General features: G+C 73.7%; 19 protein-coding genes. 9 read left to right on the top strand and 10 right to left on the bottom strand.

Translation table 11 applies throughout. From position 1 onward, the window contains the following. The first annotated feature begins 12 nt into the window (after positions 1 to 12). The 3 genes from AB0M76_RS31575 to AB0M76_RS31565 all read left to right on the top strand — a co-directional run bounded on the left by AB0M76_RS31575 (position 13) and on the right by AB0M76_RS31565 (position 1884). On the top strand, positions 13 to 351 hold the full coding sequence (locus AB0M76_RS31575) for a thioredoxin domain-containing protein (RefSeq protein ID WP_365956153.1): 339 nt from the start codon (positions 13 to 15) through the stop codon (positions 349 to 351). A 136-nt stretch (positions 352 to 487) separates the two neighbouring features. Further along, complete coding sequence (locus tag AB0M76_RS31570) at positions 488 to 1675, top strand: cytochrome P450 (protein WP_365956152.1); 1188 nt, start codon at positions 488 to 490, stop codon at positions 1673 to 1675. Between the two features lie 5 nt (positions 1676 to 1680). After that, complete coding sequence (locus AB0M76_RS31565; protein ID WP_365956151.1) at positions 1681 to 1884, top strand: ferredoxin; 204 nt, start codon at positions 1681 to 1683, stop codon at positions 1882 to 1884. 47 nt (positions 1885 to 1931) lie between these two features. Here AB0M76_RS31565 and AB0M76_RS31560 read toward each other — a convergent pair whose 3' ends face one another. Further along, positions 1932 to 2930, bottom strand: a complete 999-nt coding sequence (locus AB0M76_RS31560) for a BtrH N-terminal domain-containing protein (RefSeq protein ID WP_365956150.1) — start codon at positions 2928 to 2930, stop codon at positions 1932 to 1934. Positions 2931 to 3042: 112 nt separating this feature from the next. On the opposite strand from AB0M76_RS31560, the gene AB0M76_RS31555 reads away from it, so the two are divergent. After that, entirely contained in the window at positions 3043 to 3396 is a 354-nt protein-coding gene (locus tag AB0M76_RS31555) for a DUF1304 domain-containing protein (RefSeq protein ID WP_365956149.1), read from the top strand. After that, positions 3393 to 3992 carry a TetR/AcrR family transcriptional regulator gene (locus tag AB0M76_RS31550; RefSeq protein WP_365956148.1) on the top strand — a complete coding sequence of 200 codons (600 nt, stop codon included), beginning with the start codon at positions 3393 to 3395 and terminating at the stop codon, positions 3990 to 3992. Before AB0M76_RS31555 ends, AB0M76_RS31550 begins: the two co-directional genes overlap by 4 nt. Before the next feature lie 65 nt (positions 3993 to 4057). On the opposite strand, the gene AB0M76_RS31545 is transcribed toward AB0M76_RS31550, so the two are convergent. Next, entirely contained in the window at positions 4058 to 4264 is a 207-nt protein-coding gene (locus AB0M76_RS31545) for a cold-shock protein (protein WP_365956147.1), read from the bottom strand. Positions 4265 to 4388: 124 nt separating this feature from the next. Continuing rightward, positions 4389 to 4757 (bottom strand): HGxxPAAW family protein, encoded by a 369-nt coding sequence (locus AB0M76_RS31540; protein WP_365956146.1) that lies wholly within the window; start codon positions 4755 to 4757, stop codon positions 4389 to 4391. Between the two features lie 108 nt (positions 4758 to 4865). On the opposite strand from AB0M76_RS31540, the gene AB0M76_RS31535 reads away from it, so the two are divergent. Beyond that, a complete protein-coding gene (locus tag AB0M76_RS31535) occupies positions 4866 to 5375 on the top strand; it encodes a MarR family transcriptional regulator (RefSeq protein ID WP_365956144.1) in 510 nt (169 codons plus the stop codon). Between the two features lie 70 nt (positions 5376 to 5445). Continuing rightward, positions 5446 to 6945, top strand: a complete 1500-nt coding sequence (locus AB0M76_RS31530) for a DEAD/DEAH box helicase (RefSeq protein WP_365956143.1) — start codon at positions 5446 to 5448, stop codon at positions 6943 to 6945. Positions 6946 to 7024: 79 nt separating this feature from the next. Here AB0M76_RS31530 and AB0M76_RS31525 read toward each other — a convergent pair whose 3' ends face one another. The 7 genes from AB0M76_RS31525 to AB0M76_RS31495 all read right to left on the bottom strand — a co-directional run bounded on the left by AB0M76_RS31525 (position 7025) and on the right by AB0M76_RS31495 (position 12390). Next, the gene (locus AB0M76_RS31525) at positions 7025 to 8002 is read right to left on the bottom strand and encodes a class I SAM-dependent methyltransferase (RefSeq protein ID WP_365956142.1); all 978 of its coding nucleotides are present in this window, start codon (positions 8000 to 8002) and stop codon (positions 7025 to 7027) included. Positions 8003 to 8168: 166 nt separating this feature from the next. After that, the gene (locus AB0M76_RS31520; protein WP_365956141.1) at positions 8169 to 8696 is read right to left on the bottom strand and encodes a hypothetical protein; all 528 of its coding nucleotides are present in this window, start codon (positions 8694 to 8696) and stop codon (positions 8169 to 8171) included. 84 nt (positions 8697 to 8780) lie between these two features. Next, positions 8781 to 9113, bottom strand: coding sequence for a hypothetical protein (locus AB0M76_RS31515; protein ID WP_365956140.1), 333 nt, complete (start codon positions 9111 to 9113; stop codon positions 8781 to 8783). Positions 9114 to 9118: 5 nt separating this feature from the next. Next, complete coding sequence (locus tag AB0M76_RS31510) at positions 9119 to 9853, bottom strand: SDR family oxidoreductase (protein WP_365956139.1); 735 nt, start codon at positions 9851 to 9853, stop codon at positions 9119 to 9121. A gap of 150 nt (positions 9854 to 10003) precedes the next feature. Beyond that, the gene (locus AB0M76_RS31505; RefSeq protein WP_365956138.1) at positions 10004 to 10534 is read right to left on the bottom strand and encodes an SRPBCC family protein; all 531 of its coding nucleotides are present in this window, start codon (positions 10532 to 10534) and stop codon (positions 10004 to 10006) included. Between the two features lie 173 nt (positions 10535 to 10707). Next, positions 10708 to 11334, bottom strand: a complete 627-nt coding sequence (locus AB0M76_RS31500) for a hypothetical protein (protein ID WP_365956137.1) — start codon at positions 11332 to 11334, stop codon at positions 10708 to 10710. Between the two features lie 42 nt (positions 11335 to 11376). Beyond that, positions 11377 to 12390, bottom strand: coding sequence for an NUDIX domain-containing protein (locus tag AB0M76_RS31495; protein WP_365956135.1), 1014 nt, complete (start codon positions 12388 to 12390; stop codon positions 11377 to 11379). A gap of 295 nt (positions 12391 to 12685) precedes the next feature. On the opposite strand from AB0M76_RS31495, the gene AB0M76_RS31490 reads away from it, so the two are divergent. Then, on the top strand, positions 12686 to 13969 hold the full coding sequence (locus tag AB0M76_RS31490; protein ID WP_365956134.1) for a DUF418 domain-containing protein: 1284 nt from the start codon (positions 12686 to 12688) through the stop codon (positions 13967 to 13969). 77 nt (positions 13970 to 14046) lie between these two features. Next, complete coding sequence (locus tag AB0M76_RS31485) at positions 14047 to 14517, top strand: hypothetical protein (RefSeq protein ID WP_365956133.1); 471 nt, start codon at positions 14047 to 14049, stop codon at positions 14515 to 14517. Positions 14518 to 14591 lie beyond the last annotated feature (74 nt).

Here is a 14591-nt window from a genome sequence, read left to right as displayed (position 1 = left end):
GGAGCACCACCCATGACACGTCGGGTACACCAGCCGCTGGAGAACCAGGAGTTCGACTTCATCCTCGGCATGACCGAGGGGCCGGTTCTCGCCTACTTCATCGGGACCTGGCCCAAGGCCCTGGAGGCCTGCCGGGCGATGGACGCGCTCGTGGCCGAGGCGGCCGAGGAGTACGGCACGCGGCTGACGGCCGTCCGCACCGACATGACCCGGTGCCCCGGGCCGACCAGGCGGTTCGGCGTGACCGGCGCGCCCACCGTCGTCATCGTCAAGGACGGCGAGGCCGTGGCGTGCCGGGCCGGCGCGATGAGCCGCGCGGAACTCCGGGAGTTCCTGGACACCCACCTCTGAGCGGCTCGGCGGCCACCCGGGCGGGCGGGCCAAAGTGGGCTATCTGGCCGAAACTGGCATAGGTCAGATAGGTGCCTAGGGCATGTAATGGGTTCCGGTGAAACGGACACACGGAACCATGCTTACGAGGTGCTGCATGTCAGAAACCGTTGCCTTCCCTCAGGACCGAACCTGCCCCTACCACCCGCCGGCCGCCTACCAACCCCTCCGCGAGGGCCGGCCGCTCTCCCGGGTCACCCTCTTCGACGGCCGCTCGGTCTGGGTGGTCACCGGGCACGCCGAGGCGCGCGCCCTGCTCTCCGACGGACGGCTCTCGGCCGACCGGCAGAACGAGGCCTTCCCCGCCCCCACGAAGCGGTTCAAGGGCCTGCAGAACCGCCGCACGGCCCTCCTCGGCGTCGACGACCCCGTGCACAACGCCCAGCGCCGGATGCTCATCCCGAGCTTCACCCTGAAGCGGACGGCGGCCCTGCGGCCCGCGATCCGGCAGACCGTGGACCGGCTGATCGACGACATGATCGCCAGGGGGCCGGAGGCCGAGCTGGTCAGCGCCTTCGCCCTGCCCGTGCCGTCGATGGTGATCTGCGCCCTGCTCGGAGTCCCGTACGAGGACCACGAGTTCTTCGAGGCGCAGTCCCGGCGGCTGCTGCGCGGACCGGAGCTCGCCGACGTCGAGGACGCGCGGTCCCGGATCAACGGGTACCTGGCCGATCTGATCGAGCGCAAGCGGACGCACCGGGGCGACGGACTGCTGGACGAGCTCGTCGAGCGGCGCCTGGAGACCGGTGAGACCGACATCGACGAGCTGGTCTCGCTGGCCGCGATCCTGCTGATCGCGGGCCACGAGACCACGGCGAACATGATCTCGCTCGGTACGTTCACCCTGCTGCGGCACCCGGAGCAGCTCGCCGAGCTGCGCGCCGACCCCTCGCTGATCTCGGTGGCCGTGGAGGAGCTGATGCGCTTCCTGTCCATCGCGGACGGAATGCTGCGGGTGGCGACGGAGGACATCGAGATCGCCGGGGTGACGGTCCGCGCCGACGACGGGGTGATCTTCTCCACCTCCGTCATCAACCGGGACGCGGCGGTGTTCGAGGAGCCCGACGCGCTGGACTGGCACCGGCCCGCCCGGCACCACGTCGGGTTCGGCTTCGGCGTCCACCAGTGCCTCGGGCAGAACCTGGCCCGCGCCGAGATGGAGATCGCCCTGGGGACGCTGTTCGCCCGGCTGCCGGGGCTCCGGCTGGCAGCCGAACCGGACCGGATCCCGTTCCGGCCCGGCGACACCATCCAGGGCATGGTCGAACTCCCCGTGGCATGGTGAGAGGCATGTCGCCACAGCGCATCGACATCGACACGGCCGTCTGCATCGGCGCCGGGCAGTGCGCCCTGACCGCGCCGGACGTGTTCACCCAGGACGACGACGGCTTCAGCCGGTTGATCCCGGGCCGGGAGCACGGCAACGGCAGCCCGCTGCTCCGCGAGGCCGCCCGCGCCTGCCCGGTCGCCGCCATCCGGATCCAGGAGGGGTAACCGGCGCAGGCGAAGCAGAGCAACCCCTTCGCGGGGGCCCGTACGGCTCAGAGCAGGCCGACGGCCCGGCGCTCCAGGTCCAGCGAGCGGTCCACCAGGTCGGCGCACGCGTCGAACAGGGCCCGCCGCCCGCCGGCGTCGGAGTCCGGGTCGGCCGTACGGGCCAGGGCCGCCAGCTCAGACCAGTGCCGGGCGGAGTCCCGCAGGAGCGAGGCCGCCTCCGGCCGCCCGGCGAGGTCGAGGAAGTCGGCGTACAGCGGCCGGGTGGCGCCGGGGGCGGTCCACTCCTCCTCCAGGCAGGCGTACAGCCGCCCGGTGCCCACCCGGAACGCCTCCGGGCTGCCGAACCGCCGCTCCCAGCCCGTCTTCGTGCTGGTGTCCCGCAGCTGCGCGGCGAACTTCGCCATGCCGGAGAAGCCGAAGTTGACGTCGAACTGGTTGCCGAGCACCGGCCCGGTGAGCCGGGCGGCGGTGGTGGCGACGGCCTCGTCGAGGTCCGGTTCGGCGGTGGCCGGCCCGGTGGGCACCACCATCTGGTGGTGGCCCTTGCGGTGCCCCGTCCAGGCGGCGCCGAACTCCTCCCGGCCGATCCGGTACGGGACATCGGCCCCGTCCTCGACGTACAGGGTCTCGCCCTCGGCGCCCTCGTAGCCCACCACGACCACGGTGTACGGATCCGCTCCGGCCATCTCCGGAACGCCCTCGTGCCACGGCAGCCGGGACCGGTCGACCGTGCAGAACACCGGACGCCCGTCGTCGAGGGCGACGCACACCCGCCCCCAGCGCGGTTTGGCGCTGCGTGTGGCCTCGTACGGGACGTGCAGCCGGCCCAGAGCCGTCTGCACCCAGGGCTGGGGGTGGGCCTGCGCGACGATCGTCGGCATCGGCGGGTGGCCCGCGTACTCGAAGACGAAGTACATGAAGCCGATCCCGCCCGCGAGGCCCGCGACCAGCACCTCGTCGTGCACGCTCCCGAGGGCGTGGCGGATGAGCGAGGCCTCACGGTGGCGGCCGGTGCCGAAGTCCGAATGGACGAGGGGGGTCATGCGGTCAGCGTAGCCGCGCCCGTCCGGGTGACCGCACATCCGACTTCCTGTACAGTTGTCCAGGAAGTCGCCCGCCGGCGCCTGTCCAACAGCCCGAGAAACGGAGGTGGCCGTGCACACGGTCGCTCAGGTCCTCATCGGTGTCGTCGCCGCGCTGCACGTGTACTTCCTGATCCTGGAGATGTTCCTGTGGCAACGGCCGCCCGGCCGGTCCCTGTCCGGGTTCGACGAGGACCTCGCCCGCCGCACCGCACCGCTCGCCGCCAACCAGGGCCTCTACAACGGCTTCCTGGCCGCCGGCCTGGTCTGGTCGCTGGTCATCGACTCGCTCGCCACGCAGATCTTCTTCCTCGCCTGCGTGATCGTCGCCGGGGTGTACGGCGCCGCGACCGCCAATCGCCGCATCCTGATCGCCCAGGCCCTGCCCGGCGCACTCGCCCTGGGCGCGGCGCTGCTGGCCGCGTGAGCCCCGAGCACCCCGTGAGCCCCGAGGACCCGCGGACCGCCCGCACCAAGGCCCGGCTGCGTGAGAGCCTGCTCGCCGAGTGCGCGGACCGCCCGCTCGGCGAGGTCAGCGTCTCGGCGGTGGTCCGCCGGGCCGGGATCGGCCGCGCCACGTTCTACCTGCACTACGAGGACCTCCCGGCGCTGGCCGTCGACGCGTGCGCCGATGTGGTGCACGCGGCGGTCGACGCCCTGCACGCCTGGCAGACGGAGCCCGGGGCGCGGGCCCCGGTCCGGCCCCCGGCCGCGCTGGCCGGCTTCCTCGCCGACGCCGCCGCGCATGCGGCCCTCTACCGCACCCTGCTCCTGCCGGGCGGCGGCGGCCCGCTCGGCGAGCGGCTCCACCGGGAGCTGCGCGCCCGCGCCCACGCCGAGCGCACGGCGGCCGGCGCCCCGCACGCCGACCTGGTGGCCTCGGCGGTGGCCGCGACCTTCACCGGGATCCTCGCCGACTGGCTGCACGACAGCGTTCCGGGCTCCCCGGCGGAGCTGGCGGACCACCTCTGGCCGCTCCTGCTGGCCCTGCACCGCGCGGGCTCCCGGCCGCCCGCCCCATGACAGCGATGAGCCCCGCCGGACCGACCGGCGGGGCTCATGTCACGGGCTGGGCTCGTGAGGTGGCGTCACTGGCCGGGGACCACGTTCTCCGCCTGCGGGCCCTTGGGGCCCTGGGTGACGTCGTACTCGACCTTCTGGTTCTCCTGCAGCTCCTTGAAGCCGGTGCCCTGGATGGCGGAGAAGTGCACGAACACGTCGGGGCCGCCGTCATCCTGCTGGATGAAGCCGAACCCCTTCTCCGAGTTGAACCACTTCACGGTGCCTGTTGCCATCAGTACTGATCCTTCTCAACGTTCCACGCGGGCCGCACGTGCGGTGCAGCCAGTTCCATCCTGCCCACCCGTCACGCCCACCACACCCCAGGCGCGGCCGATCGGGGACACTTCGAACTTTCGTTCACACACTGCCGTCCGCTGCGGGCGACAGTTCGGCGGGCCGGGGCAGCGTGGCCGCCGCCGCGGCGCGCCGGGGTCCACCGACCCGGCAGCCCAGGCACTGCGCGTGCCCGGTCCGGGCGACGGTGCCCCGGGTGCGCCAGTCCCAGTCGGCGCGGGGGCGGGGGCCGCCGGGCTTGCCCCAGCCGGCGAGGTGCAGGACCCAGGTGACGACTCCGGCCACGGCGACGAGGCCGAGGCCGAGCCAGATGCCGGGGGTCCAGGCCGCACAGACGGCAACCCCGGCTCCGGTGCAGCCCAGCAGGGCCAGGGCGGTGCCGCTCCAGCCGGCGACCGTGTGGCCCATGTCGACGTCTCCGTGCGCGCTCATGATTCTCCCCAGACGGACGGGCGGCAGTAGGGTCGAAGGGCGAGATGCCTTAGTGAGCAAGATAAGCATCTCACGAGCTAAGTTACTTAGACACTAAGGAGTATCTGCGTGCAGGGCAAGTCCCGCCCCGCGGCCACGCCCGCGGAGGCGCTGTCGCGCATGGACCGGTACGTCGCGCTCGGCCTCATCGGCCAGCAGGAAGTGGCACAGCTGCTGGGGCTGAACGTCACCGACCTGACCTGCCTGGGCCACGTCCTGGGAGCCGGTGACACCCCGCTGGGCGCCGGCGACCTCGCCGAGCTGACGAACCTGACCACCGGGGCCGTCACCGGGGTGCTCAACCGTCTGGAGCGGGCCGGATACGCCCGCCGGCAGCCGGATCCCGCGGACCGGCGCCGGGTGCGCGTGGTCGCCGACCCGGCGGCCGCCGCCCGGGTCTTCGCCGTGTACGAGCCCTTCTACGCCCGGCTCGGCGCGGTGTTCGCCGAGTACTCCCCCGACGAGATCGCCGTCATCGCCGACTGGTTCGCGCGGGCCACGGTCGAGATGACCGGCCACCTCGCCGAGGTGCGGTCCGGGCAGCTCGGCCCCGTGGCTCCAGGTGCCGTTGCGCCGTAGTCCCGTGGCGCCGTAGTCCCGTGGCCCCGATGGTAAAATTTCTCTTTTCACGTCTCACGGAAGGTTCTGCATGAGGAACCCGTCAGCTCACGGGCGTTTCGGCATCAAGGCCGGAGCCAAGGCAGGCCCCAAGGGCGGTGCGAAGTCCGGCGGCAAGACCCCCCGGACCGCCCCCCTGAAGGGCGAGTTCGCGATGCCGAAGACGGTCGAGCCGGCGCTGCCGCCGGTGGAGGCCTTCTCCGAGCTCGACCTGCCCCGTGAGCTGGTGACGACGATGACCGACCTGGGGGTGACGCAGCCGTTCCCCATCCAGGCGGCCACGCTCCCCAACTCCCTGGCCGGCCGGGACATCCTCGGCCGCGGCCGGACCGGCTCCGGCAAGACCCTGGCGTTCGGCCTGGCCCTGCTGGCGCGCACCGCGGGCCAGCAGGCCGATCCGAAGCGCCCGCTGGCCCTCGTCCTCGTACCGACGCGCGAGCTGGCGCAGCAGGTGACCGAGGCGCTGACTCCGTACGCGCGAGCCCTGGACCTGCGGATGGCCACGGTGGTCGGCGGACTGTCGATCGGCAAGCAGGTGAGCGCGCTGCGCACCGGCGCCGAGGTCGTCGTGGCCACCCCCGGGCGCCTCAGCGACCTGGTCGGGCGGCGCGACGTCCACCTGGAGCGGGTGAAGATCACCGTCCTCGACGAGGCCGACCAGATGTGCGACATGGGCTTCATGCCGCAGGTCACCGAGATCCTGGACCAGGTGCACCACGCCGGGCAGCGGATGCTGTTCTCGGCCACCCTGGACCGCAATGTCGACCAGCTCGTCCGCAGCTATCTGAAGGACCCGGTCTCCCATTCCGTGGACCCGTCGGCGGCCTCGGTCAGCACGATGGACCACCACGTGCTGCACATCCACTCCGCCGACAAGTACTCGGCCGCCACCGAGATCGCGGCGCGCGAGGGCCGGGTGCTGATGTTCCTGGACACCAAGCACGGCGTGGACCAGTTCGTGAAGCACCTGCGGGCCATGGGCGTACGGGCGGAGGGGCTGCACAGCGGCAAGTCGCAGCCGCAGCGCACGCGTACGCTCGCGCAGTTCAAGACCGGGGCCGTCACGGTCCTCGTCGCCACGAACGTCGCCGCGCGCGGCATCCACATCGACGACCTCGACCTCGTCGTGAACGTGGACCCGCCGGCCGACCACAAGGACTACCTGCACCGGGGCGGCCGTACCGCCCGCGCGGGCGAGTCCGGCAAGGTCGTCACCCTGGTCACCCCGAACCAGCGCCGGGACATGGTCCGGCTGATGGCCGAGGCCAAGATCCGGCCGACCACCACCCAGGTCCGCTCCGGCGAGGCCGCGCTGAGCCGGATCACCGGGGCCAAGCCCCCGTCCGGGGTGCCGCTGGCGGGCGCCGAGCCGACCGACGCGAAGGGCCGGCCCTCGGGCTCGGACCTCGGCTTCCGCGGGATCGGCACCCGCCCGGGCCGGCCGGGTGCGGCCAAGGAGTCCCGCAAGACCGCGGAGGCCCGGCAGCTCGCCGAGGCGCGCCGCGCGGCCCGCGTCCGCCGAAGCGGCTGAGACCCGACGCTTACAGTGCCGGCCCCCGGATGCGGGGACCGGCACCGTACGTGCATACGCGTGCGGGCGGCGCGACCGGTCAGCCGCGGCGGCGGCGCCGCCAGGACACGATCGCGCGGGTGACGACCGGCGGGAGCAGGTCCTTGGCCAGCCTGCGCCACGCGGTTCCGGCCCGCGGGCGGGGTCCGGGCTGGTGCACGGGCGGCGCGGGCGCCACGACGGGCTCGGGCTCGGGCTCGGGACGCAGCGGCTCGGGGGGCGCCGGCGGGACGGCCCCTTCGTCACCGATGCGGACGAGGGACTGGCCGGCCACGGCGTCCACCCCGTGCCACAGGTCCGTGCGGCCCTCCAGCCAGGCGAGCAGCGCCGACTGGTAGGCCGCCGGGTCGTCCCAGGTCGCGTACAGCTTCGACCCGGACACGGCGATCAGGTGCAGCTCGCCGGTGGCCACCGCACCCCACACGGCGGCGGCGACGCCGGGGCAGTGTTCGGAGCGGTAGTCGTCGAAGACGACCACGGCGCCCGGGGCAGCCACGACGCGCGAGGACGCGATGTCCTGGACGACGTGCTCGAAGAGGTGCGAGGCGTCGATGTGGATGAAGCGGCAGCTCGCCGGGCGCACCCGGTCGGCGACCACGAACGTCGGTGCCTGGATGAGCGTGGGCAGGGCCTCGTGGAAGGCCAGGTAGTTTGTCTCGAACCCGCGGCGGGTGAGGGTGGGGTACGAGTCCTGCATCTCCGCGAGGTTGGAGTCGTCCGGTGCGGGCGAGTCGAAGAGGTCACAGACGGTGAACTCCTCACCCTCCCGCAGGTACCCCCCGAGGAAGATCGCGCTCTTCCCCATGAAAGCGCCGAGCTCGAGAAGATCGCCCGGTTTTTCCTCTTCGCCGTTCTGGCGTGTCAGGAACCAGTCGAAGAGCACCTGGTCATAGTCCGAGAACCAACCCTTGACCTGGCTGTACTCGGTCGGGGCGGTCGGGGCCGGCTCGCCGTCGGGGGTGGTGACGGGAGCTTGGGAAACGTGCGACACGGAGAGCAGCCTCCAGTGGAACGGCATCGGATCAACGCTGATACCCGGCCAGGTAGGCAGACCATAAACCCCCGAACAGCCGTGTGACGAGACTCCTGTGTGGAGCGGACAAAACCGCCGGCGCTGTTTTCCCATCTTGCTCCCGATTGCCCCTTTCCTCCCAGCTGTACCGGGGGCGGGCGGGCTCGCGGCCTCAGCTCGCGATGTTGCGGCGGTGCAGGCGCTGGGCGGCGGTGTTGCGCACGCGGCGGGTGCGGGCCGTGGCGGCAAGCAGGTCGAGGGCCTCGTACGAGGGCAGCGACTGGGCGGCGGTGCGCTGGCACCAGTCGGAGGCGGCGGTGAGCTCGGCCGGCGACCACGGCACGCCGTCGGTGATCGCCTTGAGCAGGGTCCACTCGCGCAGCCGGCGGGCCGGGAAGGCGCGGGCGCCGATCGCGGTGTCCATGGCCCGGGCCCAGCCGGGGAAACCTGCGTCGGTCAGCAGGTGGGCGGCGCGGCGGTCGAGGTGGGTGACCACCGCGCTCTCGGCCATCACCGGGTCGCGATCGCGCAGCACTGCGGCCACGGCGTCCGCCTCGGCCCCGACCGTCGTACCGGCCGCGGCGGCCAGGGCGTCGAGGTGGCGGGCGTAGCGCCAGCGGTCGGGCGCTGTGGTGGTCGTGCTCTCGGCGCGGTGCGCCGGGCCGCCCCCCTCGCGTATCTGGTTCTCGCTTCTCCCCATGCCGCCCATTCCACACGACCGCCGTGAACGACCGGCGCGCAGGGGTGCCTCAGCCTGCGCCCGGGTCGCTGTTCACCGCGGCTGCTACTGCGGCAGCAGCAGGGCCTCCGAGCCGACCGGGCGGAACCCGGCGGCCTGGAAGGCGCGAATGCTGCGGGCGTTGCCCGCGGCCTGCTGGGACCAGACCGGGCCGCCGTCGGGGACGAGATGGCGGGCGGCGCGGGCCGGCTCCCGGCCCGTGCCCCGGTGGCGGACGGCCTCGTCCACCTCGTCGGTGAACACCACGGAGTGCGCGGTGAACGCGATGACGCCCGCGTCGCGAGGGCTCGGCTGCGGGATCACGGTCGTGCCGCCGTCGGGCGGCGGGAACCGCCCGTCGGCCGCCGCGTCCAGGATCACCTCGAGGGTGCGTCCCATACCCGTCAGACCTGCTCGAAACGGAAGGACTTGATGAAGCAGTCGCGGGGCTGGCCGATGGCGAAGAAGATGCAGTCCACCAGCGACTGGGCGGTGAGCGGGTCCTTCGCCGTGCGCGGGGCGCTCTCCCATTCCGGGGACAGCGGGTCGTGGTTGTCGAAGTCCGGTGGATAGAGGGAGATGACGCGAACGCCCTGGTCGCGCAGCCGACGCGAGAGGATCTCGGTGAATCCGGCCTGGGCGGACTTGGCTGCGTAGAACGCGTCGTGCGCGTCGGAGCGGTGGTTTCCGGTTTCGCCGCAGCCCGAGACCATCGTCACGATGTCGGGCTTGTCCGAGTTCAGCAGCAGCGGGAGGAAGGCTTTGGTGACGAGGACGGTGCCGGTGGCGCCCGAGGCGAGGGTGTCGACGACATCGGCGTCGGATGCGGAGAGCAGGTCCGCCCCGTGCTGGTAGCGGGAGCCGTTGTTCACGAGTACGTCGATGCGGTCGGTGCGGGCGGCCACCGCGGCGGCGAACTCCCGTACGGAGGCCGGGTCCGTGAGGTCGCACGCGAAGGCGTGGACGCGGTCGGCGGCGTGGCCCTGCGCGAGGATCTCCTCGCGGACGCGTTCGGCGGCTTCGAGGGTGCGCGCGGAGAGGTAAACCGCGGCGCCCCGGGCGGCGAACCGGAGGGCGAGGGTGCGCCCGAAGTCGCGGCCGGCGGCGGTGATGACGACGCGGTGGTGGTCGAGGGTCATGTCAGCGCTCCTGATTCCGTGGTCGTTACACATGATCTCAGGCGCGACGTACGACTGTTCGGGCGGGGCTGCGCGGCGCGGGGCGCGGGGCGGGCACGGCGGGGGTGGGCGGACCGGCGCCGGAGCCGCCCCCGGCCGGTGCGCCCGGGCTCAGCCCCCGTGGCTCTCGTACCCGCCCCGCCCCTGGTCCGTATCGTGCCCCGGTTCCGGCAGCGGAGCCCCGGTCTCCAGCAGGGTCTTGAGGCTGGAGGCGAGCATCGGCCAGGCCCGGCTGCACATGCCGATCAGGGTGCCGCCGGGTTCGAAGCCTTCGTGGAGGATGGTCAGCCGCGCGAGCGTGTCCCCGACGGGCTCGATCTCGTACGTCACCGTCGTACGCCGCTCCTGTGCCAGCTCGGCCCGCAGCTCCTCGGCGATGCCGACCGAGGCCGCCCACTGCGGGGTGAAGGTGTGCCAGGTGTACGAGAGCCGGCGGTTCGGGACGCAGTCGAGGACCACCTGCTCGGGATCGCTGGTCCGGGCCCCGCGCTCCACCCAGTCCATCCTCGATCCCACCGCCCAGTCGGTCTCGAAGCTCAGCCCCCAGTACCGCCGGGTGAAGGCGGGCTCGGTGAGGGCCTGCCAGACCCGGTCGGGATCGGCCTGGACGTACAGGGTGTAGGTGATCGTGCTGTCGCTCATCCCCCCATGCTGCGGGACCGGAACCCGCGGACCCCGGATTTCCCAGGTCGCGGCGGGGGCCGCCCGGTACCTGGCATCCGGCGAACACCCGGGCCATCGGGATGAACCGCCGCCTCGGCTTCACCGACGCCGCATGGGCCTACCCCTGAACCCGTGATCCCCCGCCGGGCCGGTCAGTCGACATGCAACGCGACCGCGCAGAGCCCGCGCCCCGCCGCGGCGGCGGACCGCCAGAGGCGGAGCGGACCGTCGGTGACGTGCTCTTCGCGGGCGCCGTAGTCCAGCCAGTCCCGGTCGGCGACGTGGGCCCGTTCCCCTGAGGTGAAGGTCAGCGCCTGCTCCACGCCCGGCAGCGTCCGGCGCACCTCGGCCGCGGTGAGGAGCACGTTGCCGCACCAGCCGGGCAGCAGGGCGGCCCGGTCCGGGCCGATGGCGTGGAACAGGGCGGCGACCGCGTAGTCCTTGCGGTGCACGGAGACGAACATGTCCGCCGGGTCCGGTTCGGGCTCCCAGAGGTCGTGCATGACATGGAACTCGGGGTCGGTGATGCCGCTGCAGACGTCGTCGACGTGCTCGCCGGGGCGGGTCAGGTTCCAGAACGAGTCGATGGCATCACCGTGTGCCCGGTCGGTGTACCAGGTGCGGTGGTCCGGCAGCGGGGCGCCCTGCCAGGCCTCCCAGCGGTGGCGGGCCGCCGGGTTCGTGCGGTCGGCTTCGAGGGCCGGCGCGAGGCGGGGCGCGAGCTCCTGGATGACGGAGTCGGGGTGGCTGCTGATCGACCAGGCGCTGGTGAATCCCATGCCGATCACGCTACGGGGCACCACTGACAGGGCCCGGTGGCGTCACCAGTGCGTGCCGTGTTCGGGGAGTTCCGTGAGGGGGGTACGGGGTGGGCGCGGGAGGGAGAGGTGGGCGCGGGCCGTGTGCACCGCGGCGAGTTCTGCGTGGCCGGCCGGGCCCCAGTCGGCGAGTTCACGGACCTGCTCGGGGGTGGCCAGCAGGCGCGCGTACGCCGGGTCCGCGGCCGGTGGCGGGGAGCCGAGGTGTGCCGCGCTACGGGGGTGAGCGGCCTCGTCGGCGTACCGGTAGCCGAGCGGGGCGGAGCCCGCAGTCGGGGGCGGGAGCTGGGCGGCGCCGGTGGTGCGGCAGACCAGGAGCAGGACCCGGCCGTCGGGGGCGAACAGCCAGGCCGAGGGCTCCCGTACGGGCAGCGCCGCGGGCATCGGGCCGGGGTGCCAGGTGCCGTGGTGCGGGGTGCGGCGGGTGCGCAGGACCCCGAGCCGGTCCAGGGCGGTCGGCGCGACGGGGCGGCCGTCCTCCAGCAGGGCCGGGCCGCCGCCGTTGATGCGGGCGCGCAGCGCCGACAGGGCGCGGCGGGCGTCGCCCGGGTCCATCAGGGCGGGCAGGTCGGCCGGTTCGGCGAAGTGGACGCCGGTGATCTCCTGGGCGGGGAGGCGGATCGCGTCGATCCGGTCCGGGGTCCAGGTGCCGCCGTCGTACACGTACAGGACCTCTCCCGGGAAGCGCATCTCGGGCGGGAAGCCGGGGGTGTCCGCCGGGATCCAGTCCACGGCGAGGCCGTTCGGGTAGCTGCCGTCGACGCCGAGCTCCTCCCGCATCTCGCGGGCCGCGGCGGCCGACGGGGCCTCGCCCGCGTCCACCGCGCCGCCGGGCAGCATCCGGTCGGCGCGGTAGTCGACGCTCTGGACGAGGACCCGGCCGTCGGTGTCGGTGACCAGGACGACGGCGCCGGTCCAGAGCGCGGCCCGCGAAGCCCCGTACTCCTGCGGGGTCATCCACGTGCCCGGCCGTCCGCCGTCCTCGTCGGTCACGGCCTCGTCGGTCAGCTGCGGCATCGGAACTCCGTTCACCGTGGATGGACCCTCTCCCTGTGCAACAGCCCGCACGGCCTGCGGGTTACGCCGGTCGCGCCACTCCGGCCACTGACCGTCGCTTTGCCGCCCCCATACCTGCTTATTACCTTGTTACGCCCTCCTTGGTACGTTCGCGTCGCGGACTGGCGGCCTGAAAACCGCCGGTCCGACCACGTCACCGGACCCGCACCGGAACCGCCCCCAGGAGAGACACCGCCATGCGACGCGCTTCCCGTCCGGACCCGTCACCGGCCAACAGGCCCGCCACCGCCGGGCGGTGGAGCGCGCCGCCCGCGGCGGGCGGCCGGCCCGCCCGCACGTGCGCGTGACGGCCGTGCGCAACGGCGCAGCAACCGGCACCGGAGACGGCACCGGACCCGGCACCGGGCGGCTCGCCGTCGTCGACGCCGTCCGCGGGCTCGCGGTCCTCGGCATGTTCGCCGTACACGTCGGCCCGGGCGCGCACCCCGAGGGCGCCGGCTACCTGCTGGTCGCGGCCGACGGGCGGGCCCCCGCGCTGTTCACCCTCCTTGCAGGGTTCTCGCTCGCCCTCGCCCAGCGCGGCCGCACCCCCGCGGAGCAACCGGACGGCTGGGCCCGGCGCTACCGCCCGCTGCTGATCCGCTGTGCGGTCCTGGCCGGGCTGGGCCTGCTGCTGGCCGCGCTGTGGCCGGGGATCCTGGTCATCCTGGCCTTCTTCGCCGTCTACTTCCTCGCCGCCGAGCCGTTCACCCGGCTGTCCACCCCGATGCTCACCGCCGTCGCCGGGGTCTGCGTGGTGGCGGGTCCGCTGCTCTCGTTCCTGCTCGGCCCGGTGTTCGGGTACGAGGCCTCCGGGCGCGGCGCGGTCCCCGAACCGACCGCCCTGACCGGCTGGGCCGGGCTGGGCCGGGTGCTGTGCCAACTGCTGCTCACCGGCGCGTATCCGCTCGCCACGTACTTCCCGTACCTCCTGGCCGGGCTGGCCCTCGGCCGGCTGTGCGATCTGGGGGAACGCCGCGTCGCCCGGCGGGTGGCGCTCTGGGGTACGTCCGCCGCGGCCGCGGGCTACGGCACCGCCTGGGTGGCCGCCCATGTGCTCGGCGGCCGGGAGCGGCTGCTCGACGCGGTCGCGGCCCGCCATCCGGAAGCCCTCGGTGCGGCGGATCCCGTACGCGAAGTGCTGCGCGGGCAGTTCGGAGCCGTGCCCAGCACCTCCTGGGACTGGCTGCTCGTGGCCGATCCGTACAGCCAGACGCCGCTCGAGACGATCGGCAACGCAGGGGTGGGCTGCGCGCTCATCGGGCTCTTCGTGCTCGCCGCGCGCGGCCGGGCCGGTGCACGGCTGCTACGGCCGCTGACCGCGCTCGGGGCGATGACGCTGAGCGCGTACGTCCTGCATGCGCTGGCCCTGGCCGGACCGGCCCACGGGGCCGCCTCCTGGGGTGCGCTGGCCGGCTTCGCGGGTGTGGCGCTGTCGGCGGCCTGGGCCTGGCAGCGGTTGTGGGCGGACAGCCCGCTGCGCCGGGGCCCGCTGGAACACCTGCTCCGGCTTGCCACGCCGGGGCGCCCGGCCGCGTAGCCGGTCCGAGCCGGGCCGTCACCCGTGAGTGTGACGGCGCGTAGGTTCCACGGGCTGCCGTACGGCAGGGTGGGCGGATGCAGTTACGCCAGATGGCTCTGCCCCTGCCCTTGATCCTCGCTGCGCTGGCGCTGACCGCCGGGTGCGTGACCGTACGGCCGACCGGGCCCGCGAAACCGGCTCCGGAGGTGGACCGGACCGCGGCCCGGGAAAGGGCGGTCGGGGCCCTGCCGTTGGGCCGGCTGCCGACGCCGGAGCCCCCGCCGGCCCCGCCGGCGGCCGAGCCCGAGCCGGAGCCCGAGCCGGAACCTCCCGCGCAGCCCGCAGCGCAGCCCGGGGAGAACCGGCCGCCGCAGCACCGGACCGGCGATCGCGCGCCTGTTCGGCTAGCGCGGCCCGAGCGCGCCGCCCCGGCGCCGAAGCCCCGCAAGCGGCCGCCCGTACGGCCGAAACCGCGGTCCGCGCCGCCGCGCACGTACGACATGGCACCCCTGTGCGAGGCGGCCAAGGGGACGGTCTCCCCGTCGATCGTCGCCCTGTGCCGGTAGTCACCGCGCCCGGCGGGCCGGATCATCCGAGTGGACCCGGCCCGGCTGCCGGGTGACGGCGGGCCGGTTCGCTT

Origin of the sequence: Streptomyces sp. NPDC051364, from assembly GCF_040682115.1 — a bacterium.
In the GTDB taxonomy this organism is placed as follows: Bacteria; Actinomycetota; Actinomycetes; order Streptomycetales; family Streptomycetaceae; genus Streptomyces.
The sequence above is the reverse complement of the archived record's forward strand: the minus strand, read 5'-3'. Positions and strand labels throughout refer to the sequence as shown.